Genomic DNA, 19,607 nt, shown 5'->3' with positions numbered 1-19,607 from the left:
GAACGATACAGTTTAGGCTCTCACCACCCTTTCCGGTGGGGAGAGCCTTTTTTGAAATTTTTTTGTCTTTATTTTTAACGTTTCTTTTCTTTACAACAGCAAATTGTTTACAGTAACCAAAGAAAGGACCGTTTAAAATGTCGTTATCGACGGGCGTGAAAACCGCGGCCAGGCTTGTTGTCCTGCTGGCCATCACACTGATTGCCCGGCAGTCTTTCAGTCCACCACCCCGGCGGCTTCCAAGCGAACGCCCACAAGACCTACTACTTGCTTAAAATCTTTTCTAAAATTTCTCTTATTTCCACCTCGCTCATAGAAGAAGCATCAGGCAGAATCTCCAGCACCATTTTTCCGATATCAACCAGGCGTTTTGTGTAGTTTTTCTTTTCAAGAGCACGCTGGCGGTTCTCTGCTAATTGCTGGCGGTGAAGAGCCTGTTTTGCTTTTAACTGTTCTATTTCTGCAAGTTGCTGTTCAATCGCATCCATTTATCTGCACCTCCTTTTTTGTACGGTCTCTGCGGCTTCGGCTATAGCCTGGACCGGTTTTTCTGCTTTTGTAAGTTTCTGTTCTACTGCGTCAATCATCTCGTTTGAAGTACTGCGTATGGTCTCCAGGCTGGCTTTCAGTTCCTTTACGTCTTTGCCGGAACTCCAACTGGAAATATAGCCGAAAGAATATTCCGAAGTGTCCAGGCCGAGATACTGACAGACAACAAAAGCAATGGATTCTGCCTGCACCTCTGCGGTGTGTTTATCCGGAAGGTCTGCCGAATGGAGTTTTTCATGGGCCATTTCATGAATCAGGGTCTTGAGAGACTGTGCTTCGGAAAGGCTGCTGTCTATGACGATTTCTTTTTGGATGAGGTCATAATATCCATTTGCATCCCCGGATATTGCTTGGAAGCGGACCGGAACCGGGCAGATATCTAGGAGTATATCTTTTATCTGCTTTTGCCTGTCGCTCAGGCTGCCTTCCAGGTTGTGGCAGAGTTCCGGCAGGGGTTCACCTTCCGTCTGCTTGATGTCAAAGGTATATCCAACCTTAAAGAACGGAATGATTCTTTCAACAACTTCCTGCTTGACACTTCCATCGGGAAGAGTAACAGGTCTGCCGTTTTCATCTCTTACGTCTTTTAAGGATTGGGATTTGATTGATGAGGGGCAGATGATTTGGATTCCGGATTCTCCCTTTTTGACCTGACGGTTCAGAGACTTCCAGCAGGTATAACTTGCACACAGCGTGGCATCCGGTCTTTGTCTGGCAATCAAAATCTGGTTATTCAACGAGTAATTGTGGAGGTGCGACATCTTGGAAAGAAAAGCCCTGTACTTGTCCCCATCCATAAAATCTTTGATGGACTGCTCCAGGCCCGCAGTCAGTTCATTCAGGGCTTCCTGCCTGGATTTGGATTGTTTTTTATCTGTTTTTTTCATATAATATTGCCTCCTTTGGATTTGGGTAATATTAATATGAAGAAAAGATGGTGGGGATAAAAAAATTTGCGGGTTTTGGTGTGGAGGGATGGGAGAAGAAAAAGAGATGGACAGATTTGGGTAGCAATATGTATTTTGAAAGGTTCCGTTTTGGTCTAAGGTATGATATAATCGCTTCGTTGTCCAACCGAGACCCGGCAACGGGAGGAGGTGAGAACTATAAGCGAAATAATAATTACCTTTATCGTTACCGTCGCGGCAGGTGTGACTTGCCATCTCATCTGCAAATGGCTAGATAGGAACGACTAGGACAACAATAGCCTGATGGATACTTGACCATCCTAAAAAACAAGAAGAAGCCCTCGGTTGTAGTGCAAGTACAGCCGGGGGCTTCGTTCTTTGCTATAAGCGTTTAATAATTACCTTTTGCCTACTGGCATTATATCATATGCAAATCTGAAAATCAATATACCGATAAATGTGAAATCGGGAATCATCTGCATCACATATCGTGAAATATCACAAGAACTTTTTACAATAGAATCATCCTGTTTTTGGTCTTGAAAACGGTTCTGGGGTGACGGCTGGAAGACGGCAGGGATAGACACAGCCGGAGGTGGTGGATAGTACACCATAATAATGGTGAGTATATGCGCCCTTCCTCTTAATAAATCTGTAGAAAATCATTCTTTTTTAGGGGTATCGGCAGTCGTTCCGGCTGTTATAATCTTGAAATCTTGGTAAAGATGGTGGTCCCGGAAACGCGGTGATGGTGCTTTCGGAAGTTCGGTGATGGTGGTCCCGGAAATGCAGCGATGGTGGTTCTGGAAGTGTTGGTATGGTGGCTTCACAAATGCCAGGATGGTGTTTTGCAGAAAACACTGCAATGGTGGCTTTGTAAATGCAGCCATGGTGGTCCCTCAAATATTAGTATGGTGTTTCTATCTTATCCAATCAATCCTCTGTAGCATCGCTAGGAGCCTCCGACTCTGTAGCATTGAAATCCTGGGCTTGCTGTTGGTTAAAGGTCTTGATACATTCAAGCGCAAGGTTATACCACCGCTTGGAGTTCTTCTCTGCATTGTCTGCGTTTTTCTCAGCATAATAAATTTTTGCGGTCAAATTGCTGGTCTCTACCAGAAGTTTGTTGTATGCGTTCTGTAAATCTGAAAGTTGTTTCTTGAGAAGTTCATTTTCGGTCTGTAGAGCAATCAGTTGACGGTCAGGGGACGCCTTGTGCAATGGCATCCATATGGATTCGTCTAAGGGCTTGGTGTTTGCTTGGGGTGATGTTTCCTTTGATGAAGGTGTGGTGGCTGCATGGTTTTCCTGTGCGAAGGCATCCTCGGGAGTATTGGAAATGTAATCCTTGAAAGGCTGAAATTGGTGGGCTTTTTGGGGATTAGATTTATTCTCCTTAACATAAATGAGCATATCTTTGAGTTGTTCCGCAATGTTGTTGGCATCGCTATCAATCTGTGCCTGAGGTCTCCGGTGCTCGTTTAGAAATTCTACAGCGAAGTCGTCCAGGTATTTAGTCTTGTTCCTTATCTGGATATGGCCCAGGAGGTCACTATCCTGATATTTAATAACCTGGCGTCTGACCGCTTCATATGTGATTCCCTGGCTGTTCGCATATTGGGGAAGAGTGGTCCCGATTTCATTATCACAAGTCCATGAATGGGTATTTTCCATAAGTTTTTGTTCCTTTCACAGTACTTTTTTACTTGGTGAGTACATTGTAGCATATGATAGTGCGTAAATCAATACAAATAATAGTTGTACAATGTAGTACGCGTAAAAATAAAGAAAATATGAAGTATAAACGGATTTACGAAAATATGTTGACACAACGTAGCACGAAGCGTATTATAAAAATAAATCACGAAACCACAAACTATCAACATGATTTTTACGCATATTGATTTTATCTCATGAAAGAACAGGAGGAGAAGATTATGAGTGAGAATTTAAACATAGATGTAGCAGCAATGCTGAACCAGTTGCCGCCGGAAATGCAGGCGTTAATCATAAATATGATAAAAGGAGGGCAAAACGCAGCCGTTCCACAGGCAGAACCGTCTGAAATGAATAAAAAGGAAATACCGGAGAATCCCGGATTACAGGATTACACAGAACTGTATTGCGATTGCTTCAAAAAAGGAAAAATCGGATGTGTGACAAGAGCGGAGCAGTTCGGTGATTCGGATATGTACCGAATCTTGTTTAGTGTAGACTGTGGAGAGATTAGGCGGAATGAAGTACAGTATCAGTTAGAGATGCTTGCAAAGGAATTAGGCGGAACGGCCCTGGCCCATAAATTCCAAAAAAATTGTACAGTAGCGAAAAAAGAGGCAAAAGAAAGAGAAAAACAACAAAAGGCGAAAGAGGAACAGGCAAGAAGGATAAAAGAACAGGAAGAGAAAGCCCGGAAAGATGCAGAAGGAAACAAGACCCAGTTTTCAAACCTGCCAGAAGGATGCCAGAACATGTACATAGGAACCGAATGGATTGCCGATGATGATGGGGTAAGAAAATTTGAGCAGAGCGGCAATACCATGAAAAGGGTTGAAGCCTGTATGTATCCGATTCTTGTGACAAAACTGTATCGTCCGTTGGATAATGCAGATGGAGCGACGCGCAGAATTGAGTTGAAATTTGGCAGTGAGGAAGGATGGCAGACAGCAACTGTTGAGCGTGAAGTGATAGCAAATGCAAATAAGATTATTACACTGAGCAATAGCGGGGCAGGAGTAACGAGCGATAATGCCCGTCAGTGCACAAATTTTATGGCATCCATGTTAAAAGAGTCTTCCAGGAGAGGAATGCTTAGAATCGTAAACACATTGAATAAATTAGGGTGGGATAAGGATTTTAAAAACTTCCTTCCATATACAACGGAGGATTTTGTTTTTGAAAGACAAAATGATATGCCGGAATTGATGGAAGCCCTGAAAGCACATGGAAATCGTACTGCATGGTATAAGAAGTTCGAGGAAATCCTGGCACTTGACTATGCACCTTTTAAATTAGCAACAGCAGCGGTCCTTTCTTCTGTGATACTGCCGATGTTACCAAAACAGGACAGTTTTGTAGTTGATTTATATGGTGGGTCAGGGTATGGAAAAACGGCGACTCTGTCTATCGTAACGACAATCTTTAGCAGTATGGATGACGGAGGAATTCTGATTGATTCCGATAATACACAGGCTTATCTGGAAATCTCCGCGGATACTTTAAACAATTTTCCTATAATCATGGATGATATGTCAAAAGGGGACCAGGAGAAAAAGAGAAAATTTCAGCAGACAGTCATGATGCTGGCGAGCGGGCGTGGACGCAACCGGGCAACGAAGGATATGAAACAAAAGAAAAAATACAAGTTCAAATTAACAGCCCTCGTAAGTTCTGAACAGAACGTAACAATGGGCTGGACAACAAATGGCAGTGTTTACAGAGTGATTCCAAAACAGGTGACGGAGAGATTGCCGTATCTTGACAAAAAGAAATATCCAGACCTTGAGAACATAGAAGACATCATAGCATTTTTTCAGAACAATTATGGATTCTGTGGACGGGAATTTGTAGAAAAAGTAAAAGAACTCGGCCAGGAAGAAATCATTAAAAGGAATGGGAAAAATCTTGAAAGAGCAAGGAAATTAGCACGGGACAATGGAAGAGAGGGCAGACAGGCGACCAGCATTGCGGTGCTGCTCACTGCATATGAAATCGCAACGGAATTTCTCTTTCAGAATGGAAGTGAGTTCACAGATGAGGAATTGCTGGATATCATGGTCAAGTCGGATGATGTGGACCAGTACATGAGATTTTACAGAAGCATTATTTCCCAATGTGTAAGCAGCCCTGGAAAAATTGAAGGATTCACTGACCCAGAGGATATCCGAGGGGAATATTGGGGCATTTATAAGGCGAATGACAAAAAGAATACAGAGTCTGGAGAAACCTTATCAATCTTTCCGTATATATTGGAAAAATGGGCGAAGGAGTCAGACCTGGACCTGAATTTATTTTATAAGGAAATGCGTGACCGGGGATTATTATATTCGGATAAGGATACAAACCAGACGAAAACAAATTCTCTGAGGACTGGCAGGGCTGAGAGGGTCATAAAGTTAAAGATGCCACATTATGAGGTGGAGAAGGAACAGCCATCGGAGAGGAAAGAAAAACGGACAACCGGGTCAGCAGTGGCGGAATTGCAACAGATTAAATTTCAGACAGTAGAAATGGATGATGAAGATATCCCATTTGATTAAAGGAAGACGTCCTGGCATAAACGCCAGGGCGTTTTTTGCGGGCGAATTGGTGGCGACAGAGAAAGATTCCCAGATTTCCAGCAATCCCAGGAGAAAATGATGGCTCTATACAGAAAAAATAAAAAGAGAAAAACTTATTTATTCATTTTATTTTTCTTCATATAGAGTATGTCTTTTTATCTGGGAATCTGGGAAACTTAGAATATTATAATAAATATATACAATATATGGTATATAAACACATGAACTTATACTGTATTTAGATAAAACAAACGATTTATATTCCCAGATATGGATGGGAATGACTTGGGAGGGATTGGGAATACCGGTAAGATACTGGCACCGGTAGGATATGAGGCCATATACGAAAAAACACTTTCGCAGCCGATAAGTTATCGGGGAACCGGTACTGTATCACAGCCGCAGAATTGGTTTTCGTGCCAGAGAACCACAGCCATCCGGTAGGGATAACCTGACAACGGCGCAGGCCGCCAGTAATTCCAAGTCTGCCAGTGGAATTGTCTATGGGAACAGGCCGTCCGGGTAAGGCGAAATGCTCCCACAGGTGTTGATGAGTACAAGGCATACAGTCCCGCCTGACGCCGTAAACCTTCTTATATATAAGAAACTCCCCGGGCGTTATCCCGTTCCAGCCCACCGGCCACAAGAACCATCATATCTGGCAATCGTATACGGCACATCTATAAATCTAATCTATTTCATAGGTCCTGTCCGCATCCATCATCATCAGGCCGCACCAGGCTCTTTTCATCTACAGCCGCCATCACAGGCCGGTCCAGGAGTCCTTGCTGGCACGCTTCGTCAATCATTTCCCGATGCCTTTAACATATCGCAGCCATTCTTGCCGCATCCTGCCCTCATATATCGCCGCTACCGATGCGGCAACCTGTCATGACCTGCCCGCTACAATCACTGTACTTCTTCCCTGCCGCTGGTCCACACCATCCCAGGGCCGCCGTTCCCAGCCAATCGTTCTTCCATACATCCCTCCCGATGCCATAATGCGTCCAGCCGCATCCTCTGTTTCTGCTCCTGCCCTCCGGTTCTCAAATCCTATCCAGCCCGCAAATCTTCCCGCGTTTCAGCCGTCTCCGATGTCATTTTCACCAGCCGAAAAATAATCCGCAAAAAAATACGCCTCAGGATTTCCTGAACATATAAAGGATAACGGAAGGGAAAAGAGAAAACCGGGAGGTGAAATCCATGAAGACATAAGAACATTCCGTCATGCGGATGCCGGAAATGTGCCGTGGCACAACAAGGGCTAAGAAAAATCAACAAAAATCTGCACGCCCGCATCGTTTTTCCAGCAGGTTATATATGTAAGCGATTAAGAGTTGCGGAGAACAGCAGTCAATATAGAAATTTGAAAAGGAGAATACATATGAAAAACAGATTTTATTATGGAGTAGAAGTAAGCAGATATGGTTTTGAGAACAACAGGGTGGACATGGAAACACTGTCACAGGTAGTTGGCGGAGTGCTTAACAATGAAATTATCAAAAAGACGGTTGCCAGTGGCCTGGGGACCTGGCAGATAGTGAACGGCTCACTGTATACATTTTTCGATACCGATGGGAATGAATACACCAATGAAGAAGCCCTGGAGAGAATCCGGGAACTGGAAGAGATGATTGAAGAGGCTGATGAAGACCAGAATGCAGCGATTGAGGCCTGGAAAGCAGATATTGAGAGCCTTGACCGGCCGGAAGAAAATACAATCTATCAGTATTATATCGTATCCAGGAAAGGCGCAGAACTGCTGATGGAAGAGACCGATGAAACCGTATTTTTCAATCCGGAGTTGGATATGTTCGTATGGGGAATCACCACTTATGGGACTGCATGGAATTGTTTATTAACAGAAATCCCACTTGAAAGACCAGGACAGGCTGAGTGACCGGCCTGCTCCCCTTCTGGGGAGCCCGTAAAGGATAAGACACACGGGTTTTACACCACGAAAGGAGATACCGATATGAGACCATTAAGAGAAGTTTACAGTGACATCACAAACCTGAAATGCAGAAAGGAAATCCAGAAGGCCTATGATATGGTAAGGGATAGATATCATGTGTTTGCAAAGAAGGCTCAGGAGATTGTAGAAGACACGCAGATGGCTATGATGCTGGACAGGATGCAGGAACTGGTACAGCAGGGCAAAATGATGAACATGTTGTCAGAGGAAGAGGTCATGGAGGAAAGCCAGAAACGGCTTGATAAGGAATGCACACAAGAACTGGCTGCCGTCAGGGAGGCCAATACAGAGTTCATGAGGGTATGGGGAAAAGCACTGCTGGAATACCCGGAAGAGAGCGTGAGAATCTGTCAGTTGGGATGGAATGTTGGCGAAGAATTGAAAAGAAACGATATCCGGTATCGGAATAAAGATAAGATGTGGAATGGCCCGGATATCTGGAGACTGGGGCGGGCTGGCCCGGCAGCCTGCTCCCGATGAAAAGATGGACCCGCAAAAAAAACAGACGGGATGATTCTTTTGACATATAGATGATACAACCGGTAAGGAATCAGGACGAAAGGAGATTTTACATATGGAACAGAAACATACTACCTGGCACGGAGCGGAACTCAGTCCTGTGGCGATAAAGGCAGGCTTCGTAGACTATTTTGCTGCGGCAGAAGCAGTTGACGCAGAATACTACGACATCGATGCCGAAGATGAGGGGACCTGGGAATTGGTAAATGGCGATGACCTGTATTTCAGGGACAGCGAGGGTGAGGCCTATGGTTCGGAAATGGCTATGGAAAGAGTCCGGGAACTGGAGGCGATGATTGTCGGGGCCGAAGAGGACCAGGACACTTCCAGGTGGGAGAAAGACATAGAACTGCTGACAACGAGATGTGAGGTCATAGAGCCGTGTGAGTATTACCAGGTGCCAGAGGAAGGGGCAAGGATACTGCTGGATGAATCCGAGGAACTGGTCTATTACAACGCAAGGCTGGAGGTCTATGTATGGGGTATCTGCCACCTTGGGCTGAATTGGAAACGGGTGCTCACGACTATCCTGGTCCGATAAGAGTTATAGACCGGTAAAGACACTGGCAGGCTGCACAGACGGCCTGCCCGGATAAAAATGTTACATACCAAAATTTATACGTAAAAAGGAGATTATATTATGATGAAGAATCCAAAAGAATGCGTTTGTATCCAGAAAAACCAGACATTTTTTGTGCTGAATGAGTTGACCATACCAGAATGCAAGGACGGCAGCGAGCCGCTGACCTTCCATCACGATACGTTCAGCCGTTTTAAATTTGTCCTTATCAGCAAAGAAAAGAGACCGGCCACAGCCAATGTGCCGGTAAATGAACTTCCGGCCATCTTCCAGAAAATCCGGAACCTGAGCCTCCGGGATATGTTATCGGTACAGAAACAGAAATCTGAGCCGTCAAAGAGCCCGGCATACACGACTACGATTAATGCAGGAACATTAAAAGGAAAGACTCCGGCAGCACTGCTCCTGGAGGATGCACAGACTAATAAGAGACTGTTAATCAACCAGAAGAACTGGCTTGAGAGCAATTTAGGCAGGTATCCAAGGAACGCGGCACAGATAACAGCAATCGAGGATGCCTTGAGACTATACGAAGCAGGACAGTTGGATGCGGAGGAATCCAAGGCTGGATTCCAGGCAGAGACGGTCTACAGTTCCGGCATGAGGCCCCTTATCCGGCGGAAACACGGCGATAAATACTTTGTGTATGAAATCTCTATCCGTTGGGACGGAGCCTCTGAGAAGCCGGTAGAAATTGATATCCGGAATTACTATGCACCGGTCGCGAGGACGGAAAAAGGCCTTTTGAATGTAAAAGCAAAGGAGCGTGAAGGGGAAATCCGGAATGTGATATCCCTTACCCTGGAAGAGTGGCTGTGGGTGGAACATATGCTGGAAAGCAATATCCGGACCTTTGAAGACCTGTATGCACGGAATCATTACAAGCAGGCATACGAGGCAGAAAAGGAACTCAGGGAAGCACTGAGGAAGGGCAAGGCATCATAAAAAGTTGGCACAGAGGGCCTGGAAACGGGCTCTCTGTACCGTATTAAATAGAGAGCCGGGTTATACCGGTTCTTTTTTATTTACATTAAAAGATGTGTTCATAGATATTTTGAAAAAAGACTCGCAAAAAACTAAGGCCATACCATTTTTTCAGCATGTTGTCTTCAAACAATAGAACGGAGGCAACTTTTATGGAACTTACTGTTGAAATGATGAAAAAGTTATTAGATTCTGCTATAATTAATAACGAGGACGTAGAGAGAGCCCAGATAGAAACAATTAAGGAGGCTCTCATGAATAAATATGGCATAAAAGCACCAAAACTTACACAGAGAAAAAATAGAAAAGGATATGTATGTAATATTCCGGGAAAATATGTTATTCCAGGTGGACCTAAAAGGCCACAAGTCAGTGGCAGTACACAGGCGGAGTGCCTAAAAAATTTTTATGATTACATAGAAAAATCGGTGGTAGGGACATATGATAAAAATATGACTCTGCAAGATGTGTGTGAAGAATGGCTTAGAAAAAAGAAAGGTGAGATAAATGAAACAACACTGGATAGGTATGATTCCATCTATCGTAATCATCTTAAAGATACCGAGTTCTCTAATCTGACATTAAGAAAGATAAAAAAATTTGACTGTGACGACTATATTAAAACGTTGTATCATAAAAAACTTGCATATAGAACGGTAAAAAACATAAAAACTTTAGTATCTCAGGTGATGCATTATGCTATTATGCGGGAATATATGAATACAAATTATATGAGTTATGTAAAAATCAATGCTAATTTGTGTGCTGTTAATGAATACAAAAAGGAAGCCTGGACTGACGAGGAATTATGCATTATTCGGAAAAAATCACTAGAAGAATGGAATGAACATAAGAAATATAGATTTTCTGCCGTTATTATGTTATCTGCTACAACTGGATGTAGAATAGGTGAATTACTGGCAGCAGATTGGTCTGATATTGATTTTGAAAAGAAAACGTTTACTATTAATAAAAATTATGTCAATTATAGAGATGTAGATACAGGAAATTATGTTACACAAATCAATCATGGGAAAAATGTTGCTAGTAGGAGAAGTATAGACCTGACGGATGAGGCTGTTTTTTGGTTTAAAGAAATGAAACGCCGTAATGACCATTTGGGATTATATAGCGAACATGTTATAGTATCACGAAAGGGGGCTCGTCTAAAACACAGGGCTATTGATGCAAGAATAGAAACATTCTGTAATGCGATACATATACCGTATAAGGCATCTCATACGGGTAGACGTACTTATGCTACTGCACTTAAAGACTATGGGGTTCCGATTAGCGAAATTAGTGCAGACCTGGGACATAGCAGTATTTTAACTACACATGCAATTTATTATAAACGTAGAAATTCACGTGAAAAAGCATTGGGTCAAAAAAATGCAGCGTTTGTGGCAACACCCCATCATTGGAATAAACCCGCATAATATAAGAAAAAATGGCCGAAAAACAAAAAATATTGTACATTGTGTCGAAAAATGTTTGATATGAAATAAACAGTATTGACAAAAACTTAACTTTTGTGTAAAACTATCACATACCAATTATTTCAGAAAGGCAGGCAGTTAACGATGGAGCAGCAGATTAAACTGGACGAGAAAAGTGCTCAGGAGTTTGTCAGCGCAGCCAGCAAGTGTAATTTTGATATTGATGTATTTTACAATCGTATCATTATTGATGCAAAGTCTATCTTAGGACTTCTCAGCTTGGATCTGACGCAGACACTGACAGTGAAATGCTATGGTGAGGACGAGAAATTTAAACAGGTTCTTTCCAAGTATGCAGTGGGATGAGGAAAATATGAAAAAAGGGAAACAATAATAAAAGGGCGCAGTTCACGAAAGAAAAAGCAGAACATGCGTCCTTTTTTATTATATGAAGGGACGGTTCCAAGGATTTTATGGTATAATCTCTGGAAGAGAAAGGCTGATTTCCGCATGACAGAATATGAAAGCGGACAGTATCTGGCAGGAGCGAAATTAATGGAGAAAGAGCGGGTCCGGATTTCTGTGAGGAATCTGGTGGAATTTATACTTAGAAGCGGGGATCTGGATAACAGCCGGGGTACCGGGGATAAAGAAGCCATGCTGAAAGGCGGCAGGATCCACCGAAAGATCCAGAGAAGCATGAAAGGGGATTATCAGTCAGAGGTTTCCCTGAAAAGAGAAAATGAATATGAAGATGTGATCATCCAGGTGGAAGGCCGCGCTGACGGGATATTTACAGAAGAAGGACAGGTCTTTATTGATGAGATCAAGGGAACTTATGGAAATATTCTGGCCCTGGAAGCACCGATTCCTGTTCACCGTGCACAGGCGATGTGTTATGGCCTGATCTACGGGGAGAAGGAAGGACTTGACCATATTGGAATCCAGATGACGTATTCCCATCTTGACACAGAGGATACCAGACGATTCCGGGAGGATTTTTCCATGGAAAAATTGCAGGACTGGTATCAGGAACTGTTGGATGCTTATCATAAATGGATTGCATACTCCATTTCATGGAAAAAACAGAGAAATGATTCCATGACAGACCTGCAGTTTCCTTTTCCGTACAGAGAAGGTCAGCGGGAGATCGTCAGTGGTGTGTATCATACTGTTTCCAGCGGCCGTACACTTTTTGTACAGGCTCCTACAGGCGTTGGAAAAACCATGTCAGCTGTTTTTCCGGCTGTACGTGCCATCGGAGAAGGAAAAGGTGAGACGCTTTTTTACCTTACAGCTAAGACGATCACAAGAACAGTAGCAGAGGAGGCTTTTCGTATTCTGCGGGAGAAGGGCCTGAAATTTAAAGTGACCTCCATTACAGCCAAAGAGAAGCTGTGTTTTCTTGATACGCCAGAGTGTACCCCGGAGAAATGCCCTTATGCAAAGGGGCATTTTGACCGTGTGAATGATGCGGTTTATGAATTGTGGACAACGGAAGAAGTATATTCCCGGGAAGTGATCCGGGAACATGCTGAGAAATGGCAGGTATGTCCTTTTGAGATGTGTCTGGACCTTTCCATCTGGACAGACGGAGTGATCTGCGATTATAATTATGCCTTTGATCCCAATGTACATCTGAAGCGGTTTTTTGGAGATAACATTTCGGGGGATTATATTTTTCTTATTGATGAGGCTCACAATCTGGTGGAACGCGGCAGGGAGATGTACAGTGCCGATATATACCGCGGGAATATTGTAACACTGCGCAGAAAAGTCCGAAGATTATTTCCGAAGCTTGCCAGGACTCTGGATAAAGCTAACCGCCAGATGCAGGAGTTGGAAGATAATCTGGGAGAGAATGGAAGTGAATACCAGGTGCTTGCAACCCCGGGTCCTCTGCCCCTTACATTTCTTACAATATCCGGACAGCTGGAGGAGATTCTTGAAGATAAGAATATGGAGGAAGAACTCCGTAAGGAGATTTTGGAATTCTATTTTACAGTGAGGGATTTCCTTAATGTATCGGAACTTGTGGATGAGAACTATGTTGTATACACAGAGAAATGCGGGGAAACGGATTTCAGGCTTCGACTGTTTTGCGTGAATCCGGCAGTAAATCTGGGAGAATACCTAAAAAAAGGAAAAAGTACGGTATTTTTTTCCGCAACACTTTTTCCTATGCTGTATTATCGAGAACTTCTTACAACAGATCAGGATGCTTATGGAATTTATGTAAGATCACCTTTTCCAATAGAGAACCGTCAGATCATGATCGGCTGTGATGTAAGCAGCAAATATACACGAAGAAATTACTCAGAGTACCGTAAACTTGCAGAGTACATTGCCAGATGTGTGTGGCAGCGTCAGGGAAATTATATGATATTTTTTCCGTCATATAAATTAATGGAGGATGTATACCGGGTTTATGAGGAAGAATTTTCCGCAGCTTGGGTTCGCTGTATCCGGCAGAGCTCTGATATGACAGAGCGTGCACGTGAAGAATTTCTGGAAGAGTTTCAGAGCAGAGAAGGGACGCTTGTGGGGTTTTGTGTCCTTGGAGGGATTTTCTCCGAGGGAGTGGATCTTACAGGGGAGAGTCTGATCGGTGTAGTGATCGTGGGAACAGGACTTCCGCAGATTGGCAGTGAGAGAGAGATTTTGAGGGAATATTATAACAGGAAAAACCATGCAGGATTTGATTATGCCTATCGTTATCCGGGAATGAATAAAGTGCTCCAGGCTGCCGGTCGTGTGATCCGCACAAAAGAAGATAAAGGTGTGATCCTGCTTCTGGATGACCGTTTTCTGGGACGGGATTATGAGGAGATATTTCCACGGGAATGGAGAGACCGGAGCATCTGTAGACTGGACACTGTAGAGGGAGCACTTAAAAATTTCTGGAAGCGGTTTACTTGACAGAATGGGGAAATCCGATATACTTATAGAGTCTTTAAAAGAGATAGTTACTGAATAATCAGAATGATGAAAGAGAAGTATATGAGACATAAAAAAATATACAAAGCACTGGCAATCTGCCTCACTGCGTCAATGCTCACCCAGACTGTGACTGTGGCAGGAGCACAGCAGACAACACAGGGAAGCCTTGGTTCTGTTACAGAGGAGTCCCAGATACTTCCCATTCCCGATGGAAGCGGGAAATATATATTAAAAAGCAGCGGATTTTACTGCCTGAATGAGGATGGTACAAGCGATAGTACACCAGCTGTTCATTATTTCAATCATTTTGTCATCGATGGAACTGTGTTTGACGGTTATTATTATCATGATGAAAACGGCAGATTTGCAGCAGGAAATTCTTATATGGTTCAGTTAAAGAATCTTACGGCAGTGTCCGATGATGGAAACGGCGGGGAGATTTCTTTTGATGGACTCTATATGGTGAATAATCTGGGAAAATTAAGTGCAGCACCTCAGGTACGCTATATGGATGATCTTGTGGTGGATAAGACGACTTACAATGGCTTTTATTATTTTAATAAATACGGAAAAATGGTTACAGATAAGGGAATCCATGATTTGCAAATGAGTTCGGCAGGTCAGATGTTTGACGGCTATTATTACTTTGGCGGTGAGAACGGAGCACTGGTACAGGAAGCGGTAGAAACACCGGAAGGATTTCCTGTTGATGAGAACGGCAAGGTGGAAACCAGGAATCTGGGAATGAAAGGTCTGAAAACAAGGATTACAGAACTTCTGGACAGTTATGAAGGAACCTGGAGCGTTTATGTGAAAGATCTCAAAGCGGATAAAAAGTTTGAGCTTAACAGCCAGTTGCTGTATTCAGCTAGCCTGATCAAGGTTTTTGTGATGGCGCAGACTTATGCAAATATGGATGCTGTGCTTCAAAATGAAGCGGCTAAACTGAAGAAAAATGTTTCAGATCCGGCTGTATCAGCGAAGGTGAATGACCTTCTATGGAATATGATCACAGTCAGCGATAACGAGTCCTTTAACGAACTGGTGCGGCTGCAGACAGCTACTGGTGTATTTAAGGACGGTGCAGAAGCTGTGAATGCTTTTCTTGCAGAGAATAAATATGCAGATACATCGGTGCAGCATATTCTGAGCCCGTCAGCTTCGAAGGATGCAGGGCTTGGTGGAAGAAACACCACTTCTGTAAAAGACTGTGCGCAGCTTCTGGAAGGGATATACAATGGAGAATGTGTATCAAAAGAAGCATCAGAGGCGATGATGAACCTTCTCATGAACCAGCAGGTAACGACCAAGATTCCGAGTGGTATTTCCGCATCTGTAGAGATTGCCAACAAGACAGGAGAGACAGACACAGATCAGCATGATATTGCCATTGTGTATGGTGAGAAGACAACATATATTCTCTGTGTGATGTCAGAGAACTGCCAGGCAGGAGATGCTGTTTCCCATATTCAGGATATTTCCGGCATTGTTTACAATTATCTGAACATGCAGCTTGACCAGAAATGATATGTGAGCTAAAATTATAGCGTTCTGTGAAAGTAAAGATTTATTTCTGACGAGCTGATTTCATGGACTATTATTAAGAATACCTGAGCAGTTACAAGGACAGCTCACAAAGAGAGGAGAATGTATTATGACAACAGTACATACAGACAATGCACCGGCAGCGATCGGACCATATTCCCAGGCTATCATCCATGGAGATACTCTTTACACATCCGGGCAGATTCCGGTAGATCCGGCAACAGGTGAAGTTGTCGGAACAACGATTGAGGAGCAGGCTGATCGTGTGATGAAGAATCTTGGAGCAGTGCTTGAAGCTGCTGGTACCAGCTATGAGAAAGCCGTCAAGACTGTATGCTTCCTTGCGGATATGAATGATTTTGCTGCATTCAACGAAGTATATGCGAAATATTTTGTAAATAAGCCGGCACGTTCCTGTGTTGCAGTGAAGACACTTCCAAAGAACGTTCTCTGCGAAGTAGAGGTGATCGCAGCTGTATAAATGAATGATCTGCCTGATATCAGGTGAATCGTAGGATAGTATAGTTTCCACATCCGGATACCATAGAATTATACAGAAATCCCCGTTGATTTCGAAAATATTCGTTGTTTGTTGATAAAATGATGAATGTTTTTGTGGCAACGGGGATATTTTTTTAAAAAAAATACACAAAAAACCACAGAAAAAATCATAAGATAGTATAATAATACAAATGGATAACAGAGGTTATGTAAAAATCAGGGCGTTAAAATATAATCACTTAATAAAGATGAGTGCAGATTATTGAGAATAAATTGAATAATTAGGAGGGAACGCCATGATTATCATAGGTGAGAAACTGAACGGTTCCATTCCGTCAGTTGCAAAGGCAATCGCTGAGAGAGATGCGGATCTTATCAGAGAGAGAGCTAAAAAACAGGCGGAGGCAGGAGCTACGTTTCTTGATGTATGTGCTTCTGTAGAAGAGGACGTAGAGGTAGAAACCTTAAAATGGATGATCGACCTTGTACAGGAAGTAACAGATACACCAATCTGTGTAGACAGCCCGAGTGCAAAATCCTGTGTTGCAGCAATTCCGTTCTGCAAACGTCCGGGACTTGTAAATTCCGTATCCCTTGAGGGAAACAAGATCGACACGATTTTCCCGGTGATCGCGGATACTGACTGGGAGTGTGTTGCACTTCTCTGTGACAACGATGGAATCCCGGATTCCGTAGAACGCCGTATGAAAGTTTTCCACGGAATTATGGAGAAAGCAAAAGAATATAATATTGCACCAAGCAGACTTCATATTGACCCGCTGGTTGTTACCTTATCTACAGATCAGACAGCACTGACCGTATTTGCAGAGTGTTGCCGCCAGATCAAAGCAGAGTATCCGGATATCCACATCACAAGTGGTCTTTCCAACATCTCCTTTGGTCTTCCTACAAGAAAGAATATCAACCAGGCATTTATGGTACTGGCTATGAACGCAGGAATGGACAGCGCGATCGTTGACCCGACCAATAAGAATATGATCGGAATGATCTACGCAACAAATGCTCTTCTTGAGCGAGATGAGTACTGCCTGGACTACATCGACAAATTCAAAGATAAACCTGCACAGGAGGCAGCTCTAGTGGCAGAAGCAAAAGAGCTGACACCGGCAGAGGAAAAAATGCAGGCCGTATTCAAAGCAACAGAAAACGGCAAGAACAAAGAAATCGGAAAATGTGTTCAGGAAGCTCTGGATGCAGGCTGTGACCCGACAGCAATCCTTAATGATGGAATGATCGGTGCCATGGCAGTTGTTGGTGAGAACTTTAAAAAAGAGATTATTTTCGTTCCGCAGATGCTTGCAGCAGCACGTGCCATGAAAGAGGGCGTTGAGGTTCTGAAACCGTACCTTGCAACAGGTGAGGCCGGAAGCGCAGGAAAGATCATTCTTGGTACGGTAGCAGGCGACCTTCATGATATCGGTAAAAACCTGGTTGGTATGATGTTCGAGAGTGCAGGATTCGAGGTTATCGATCTTGGTGTTGATGTTCCGATTGAGAGATTTATCGAAGTTGTAAAAGAGAACAAAGATGCGACCATCGTTGCACTTTCTGCTCTTCTGACAACGACAATGCCATCTCTTCGTGATACGGTAGCGGCACTTCTGAAACAGCCATTTCGTCCGCGTATCAAGATCATGGTTGGCGGTGCACCGATCTCCCAGGAATTTGCAGATGAGATCGGAGCAGATGCTTACACAGAGGATGCAGCTTCTGCAGCAGAGCAGGCCAAGAAATATGCAGATTCCGGTTTCTGTGCAAAAGCAGCAGCTGGTGAGTTCCCAGATGTAGAAGTAGCAGAGGAAGAAGCACCGGCAGAAGAAAATGAGGAAGAAGCTCCAGCAGTTCATGTAGAAAAACCACTGGAGGTTAAATTTGATAAATCTACTGTTGATATCAGCAAAGTAAAACTTCCTGGACCAGGAGAAGGATACAAGCTCAACTGGAAAGAGACAAAAGAGAAATTTACAAATTACTGGCAGCATAAGAATACCGGCCGTCCGCTGATGTGCGTAATCGCAAGACGTCCTGAGGTTGAGCAGTTTTCAGATGGAACACCTGTTGAGGGTGGTTATCTGGATCAGATCTGCCAGGGTAAATATTACAACATGCCGAAAGAACTGTACTGGAAAGACATGGAAGATAAGTACCAGAATGCAGAGCGTATCGTAGCTCGTTACCGTTACTTCTGTGATACACACGCATTTCTTGGAGAGAGCTTCCCGAACCTGAATATTGACTTTGGACCTGGTTCCACAGCAGCATACCTTGGTTCTGATATCGGATTTAAAGAGGATACTGTATGGTTCAAGAAATGCCTGGATGGCTGGGATGGTGTTCCGAAGCTTACATTTGATCCTGAGAACAAATGGTTTAAAAAACATCTCCAGCTTGCAAAAGACTGCCGTGCTCTTGCAAAAGATGATTTCTATGTAGATATGCCTGACCTGATGGAGAACATTGATGTACTTGCATCCTTACGTGGTGCACAGGATACTCTGTTTGATCTTCTGGATGAGCCGGAAAAAGTTGGCCAGCGTATCCAGGAAGTTACAGATGTTTACTATGACTACTATGATCGATTCTACGATGTAATTAAAGATAAAGACGGCGGCAACGCTTACACCGTATTCCAGATCTGGGGACCGGGAAGAACTGTAAAACTGCAGTGTGACTTCTCTGCAATGATGGCACCGGAAGACTTCCGTAAATATATTCAGCCATCTCTTCGTACACAGTCTGAGAATGTTGACCATGTACTGTATCACCTTGACGGACCGGCTGCAATCAAACATATGGATGCACTGATGGAAATCGAAGGTATTGATGCACTCCAGTGGACAAGCGGTGATGCCGGCCCTGACGGAACACTTCCGGATTGGGATGTAATTTATGACAAAGCTATCGCAGCAGGAAAATCCATCTGGGTAAAAGTATACTCCGGTGAATTTGAAGACTGGATCAGAAACGTTGACCGTATTGTTAAGAAATATGGCTCCCACAGCCTCTTCCTTCTTTTCCCTGAGATGTCTATGGAGCAGGCCGTATACCTTCTTGACTATGCAGACAAGAACTGGAGCGATGTAAAAGGTACTTTCTGTGAATCCCTTGGCAGATAAGATCTGACAGACAGAAAAATCCTTACCAATGATAATAAAATCCAATCCTGATTAATGAAAATCCTATAATGTAAACCGAAATCCCCTGTCCGGAAATAATCCCAACCGGACAGGGGATTTTACTGTGTTCTCCCTGATTGATTTTTAAATAAGAAAGCAATATATTTATACCGTGAAGTCTGGAAAGTGTTGATTTTAAAGCATTTCTGGATGTGTGGGATGCTTTGAAAATATGATTTTGTGACAATCTTGT

Annotated in this window: 15 protein-coding genes; 11 read left to right on the top strand and 4 right to left on the bottom strand. The window is 43.4% G+C overall.

Annotated features, from left to right (window positions below; all coding sequences use genetic code 11):
- Positions 1-263: 263 nt before the first annotated feature.
- The 4 genes from HFM85_RS02505 to HFM85_RS02490 form a co-directional block, all read right to left on the bottom strand.
- Positions 264-488: a hypothetical protein gene (locus tag HFM85_RS02505; protein ID WP_173738661.1), complete on the bottom strand. Its 225-nt coding sequence runs from the start codon at positions 486-488 to the stop codon at positions 264-266.
- Positions 489-1,436, bottom strand: a complete 948-nt coding sequence (locus HFM85_RS02500) for an ArdC-like ssDNA-binding domain-containing protein (protein WP_173738660.1) — start codon at positions 1,434-1,436, stop codon at positions 489-491.
- Positions 1,437-2,119: 683 nt separating this feature from the next.
- A complete protein-coding gene (locus HFM85_RS02495; protein ID WP_173738659.1) occupies positions 2,120-2,347 on the bottom strand; it encodes a hypothetical protein in 228 nt (75 codons plus the stop codon).
- A 43-nt stretch (positions 2,348-2,390) separates the two neighbouring features.
- Positions 2,391-3,131: a hypothetical protein gene (locus HFM85_RS02490; protein WP_173738658.1), complete on the bottom strand. Its 741-nt coding sequence runs from the start codon at positions 3,129-3,131 to the stop codon at positions 2,391-2,393.
- Positions 3,132-3,394: 263 nt separating this feature from the next.
- Between HFM85_RS02490 and HFM85_RS02485 the strand changes: the two genes are divergently transcribed.
- From HFM85_RS02485 to HFM85_RS16140, 11 genes are all read left to right on the top strand, one after another.
- On the top strand, positions 3,395-5,713 hold the full coding sequence (locus HFM85_RS02485; protein WP_173738657.1) for a DUF927 domain-containing protein: 2,319 nt from the start codon (positions 3,395-3,397) through the stop codon (positions 5,711-5,713).
- Positions 5,714-7,118: 1,405 nt separating this feature from the next.
- A complete protein-coding gene (locus HFM85_RS02480; RefSeq protein WP_173738656.1) occupies positions 7,119-7,634 on the top strand; it encodes a hypothetical protein in 516 nt (171 codons plus the stop codon).
- 75 nt (positions 7,635-7,709) lie between these two features.
- Positions 7,710-8,189 carry a hypothetical protein gene (locus HFM85_RS02475; protein ID WP_173738655.1) on the top strand — a complete coding sequence of 160 codons (480 nt, stop codon included), beginning with the start codon at positions 7,710-7,712 and terminating at the stop codon, positions 8,187-8,189.
- Positions 8,190-8,283: 94 nt separating this feature from the next.
- Positions 8,284-8,769 (top strand): hypothetical protein, encoded by a 486-nt coding sequence (locus tag HFM85_RS02470; protein ID WP_173738654.1) that lies wholly within the window; start codon positions 8,284-8,286, stop codon positions 8,767-8,769.
- A gap of 99 nt (positions 8,770-8,868) precedes the next feature.
- Entirely contained in the window at positions 8,869-9,753 is an 885-nt protein-coding gene (locus tag HFM85_RS02465; RefSeq protein WP_173738653.1) for a structural protein, read from the top strand.
- A gap of 191 nt (positions 9,754-9,944) precedes the next feature.
- Positions 9,945-11,231, top strand: a complete 1,287-nt coding sequence (locus HFM85_RS02460) for a tyrosine-type recombinase/integrase (protein WP_173738652.1) — start codon at positions 9,945-9,947, stop codon at positions 11,229-11,231.
- Between the two features lie 144 nt (positions 11,232-11,375).
- Positions 11,376-11,597, top strand: coding sequence for an HPr family phosphocarrier protein (locus HFM85_RS02455; protein WP_119240480.1), 222 nt, complete (start codon positions 11,376-11,378; stop codon positions 11,595-11,597).
- A 144-nt stretch (positions 11,598-11,741) separates the two neighbouring features.
- A complete protein-coding gene (locus HFM85_RS02450) occupies positions 11,742-14,150 on the top strand; it encodes an ATP-dependent DNA helicase (protein WP_244092513.1) in 2,409 nt (802 codons plus the stop codon).
- An 81-nt stretch (positions 14,151-14,231) separates the two neighbouring features.
- Complete coding sequence (locus HFM85_RS02445; protein WP_243873793.1) at positions 14,232-15,698, top strand: serine hydrolase; 1,467 nt, start codon at positions 14,232-14,234, stop codon at positions 15,696-15,698.
- Between the two features lie 127 nt (positions 15,699-15,825).
- Entirely contained in the window at positions 15,826-16,197 is a 372-nt protein-coding gene (locus HFM85_RS02440; RefSeq protein ID WP_179976540.1) for a RidA family protein, read from the top strand.
- Positions 16,198-16,513: 316 nt separating this feature from the next.
- Positions 16,514-19,354 carry a cobalamin-dependent protein gene (locus HFM85_RS16140; RefSeq protein ID WP_330594683.1) on the top strand — a complete coding sequence of 947 codons (2,841 nt, stop codon included), beginning with the start codon at positions 16,514-16,516 and terminating at the stop codon, positions 19,352-19,354.
- Positions 19,355-19,607 lie beyond the last annotated feature (253 nt).

Source organism: Blautia schinkii (assembly GCF_013304825.1).
Taxonomy (GTDB): Bacteria; Bacillota; Clostridia; order Lachnospirales; family Lachnospiraceae; genus Blautia_A; species Blautia_A schinkii_B.
Note: the sequence above shows the minus strand (reverse complement) of the source record. Positions and strands in the feature narration are given on the sequence as shown.